General features: G+C 52.1%; 2 protein-coding genes. One reads left to right on the top strand and one right to left on the bottom strand.

Annotated features, from left to right (window positions below; genetic code table 11):
- A partial coding sequence (locus tag ACN0IC_RS15190; protein WP_416879597.1) for an SDR family oxidoreductase occupies nucleotides 1-927 on the top strand: 927 nt, incomplete at its 5' end.
- Between the two features lie 483 nt (nucleotides 928-1410).
- Here ACN0IC_RS15190 and ACN0IC_RS15185 read toward each other — a convergent pair.
- On the bottom strand, nucleotides 1411-1803 hold the full coding sequence (locus tag ACN0IC_RS15185) for a hypothetical protein (protein WP_039926588.1): 393 nt from the start codon (nucleotides 1801-1803) through the stop codon (nucleotides 1411-1413).
- Nucleotides 1804-1993: the final 190 nt, after the last annotated feature.

Genomic DNA, 1993 nt, shown 5'->3' with positions numbered 1-1993 from the left:
GGAAATGAGGGCTGGACGCCAAAACGTATCGGCTCCCTGGACGGCAAGACTTACGTGATCACCGGGGCCAATTCCGGCGCCGGGTTTGCAGCCAGCGGCATTTTGTTGGCGAAAGGCGCCCGGGTCGTGATGATGAATCGCAATCCAGACAAATCGGCTGCCGCTATCGCAGCCTTGAAACAGCGCTTTGGCAACAACGTGGATGTTTCTTTCGTTCAGCTGGATCTTGCTATGCAGGATTCCGTGCGTAAGGCAGCGGCACAAGTGCTGGAAACCGTGCCCCGGATTGATGCCTTGATTTGCAACGGTGCCATTGCCCAAGTAGCCAAGCAGGAGATCACCCCGGACGGCGTTGAAAGCCAACTTGGCGTAAACCATTTTGGCCATTTTTTGCTGAGCGGTCTGCTGTTTGAGCGCATTGAGGAATCCGCCGGCCGTATCGTGGTCGTTGGCAGCAATGCCTATAAAATGGGCTTAAAGAAAATTCAGTTCGACGATCTGAATTTTGATAGCAATTATACCGCCTGGAATGCCTACGCACAGAGCAAACTGGCGCAAATGATGTTTGCTTATGAACTGCAACGTCGCATCCATGCTGGCGGAAAGCAGGTAGGTGTCTTTGTTTGTCACCCCGGTGCATCACGGACCAATTTGTTGATGGATACGGCCAGCACCTTCAATAAAATACTCTGGTCCTTGCTTTCCCGCTTCATCGCCCAATCTGCGGAAAAAGGCGCGTGGCCGGAAGTCATGTGTGCAACGGAAAGCGACCTGGAAACGGAAACACTCTATGGCCCGACAAAACGCGTGGATACGGTCGGCCCAGTGGGCGAATGCGCCCTTGATCCGGTGGCGCTCAACACGGAAATGGCATCCACACTGTGGAAGACCTCCGAGCAGAAAACCGGGTTTGTATGGCGGCTGTAATTCTGCTCCCTTATGCATCAACCTCGGGGTTCGAAACAATGAACTCCCCAACCCCCGTGGCCGCCTGGCGGCCACGCAGAAAGGTGTGGACTTAGTGATGTTTCTTGCCAGCTCCGCCACTGGATTCATTGATGTGCGGTATAATCGGGGGCGGGGTGCGATTAGCTATGTTTAGCCCGTTGTGGAGGCACGGGGCAGACCTGACTCCCGTGGCCCTTAACGTCAGTCCAACATCAGTAATGCGCTATAGAGCCTCTAGGAAATCCGCCAATTCATGCGTGTCCCCAATTTTCCCCAATTTTTTGTAATAACATCCAAAATGGATTTCAACCACTCATCCTGATCCGTAGATTCTATTTTGATTACTGGCTTCATCCTCGAAGTCACCCCAAGATTTAACGCCCCAAGCTGGGGCTTATTTTGCGTTTTGGAGCGAAGCGACAGCAAAATAAGTCCTGCTGGCTTGGCTTGTTATATCCGTCATTAATCAAGTAGCTCTTTCCGAGCAAGGTTTATCTGCTCCCGGGCGGCGCCATATGGAAACGAGATATTGTGCTTCTTCCAGCGCGACTCCGACAGTTTAAGTGCCTCCTCAATCGCGCTGAGAAAAAACTCAGACGCTGCTTCCTTATCCGCGCTCTGTGCTACTTCCTCGGGAACCGCGACCTGAATCATGAACCCTTGCTCTTTAGAGGAAAACCGTCCAGTACGGAGGCCAGTATAGGGCGGGCTGATCAGCGACCCCGGAAAGTGGAATACGACGTTGAGGAAGGGCTGACTTTCATTGCTCTTGAAGTATCCCCACACGCTCTTTAGTGCGCTTTCGCATGGCAGGGATTCCGGCCCGCCCATCACCGTGCCTATGGATATGGTCACGGACTCTCCTCCTCAGACATAACAGGTATTAGGGAGCCGGCTCGAATATCCAATGAACGCGCCGGCTTCATATTACAGTTATCAAATTTGCATATCGCATGATAAAACCAGAAAAGTCAGCAGGTTACAAATCCCGCTGAGACCGCATTATTCAACCTGTTGACTTCTTCTTTTCCCAAATCAATAACAC

It is taken from the genome of Litorimonas sp. (assembly GCA_029936425.1).
GTDB lineage: Bacteria > Pseudomonadota > Alphaproteobacteria > Caulobacterales > Maricaulaceae > Litorimonas.
The sequence above is the reverse complement of the archived record's forward strand: the minus strand, read 5'-3'. Positions and strand labels throughout refer to the sequence as shown.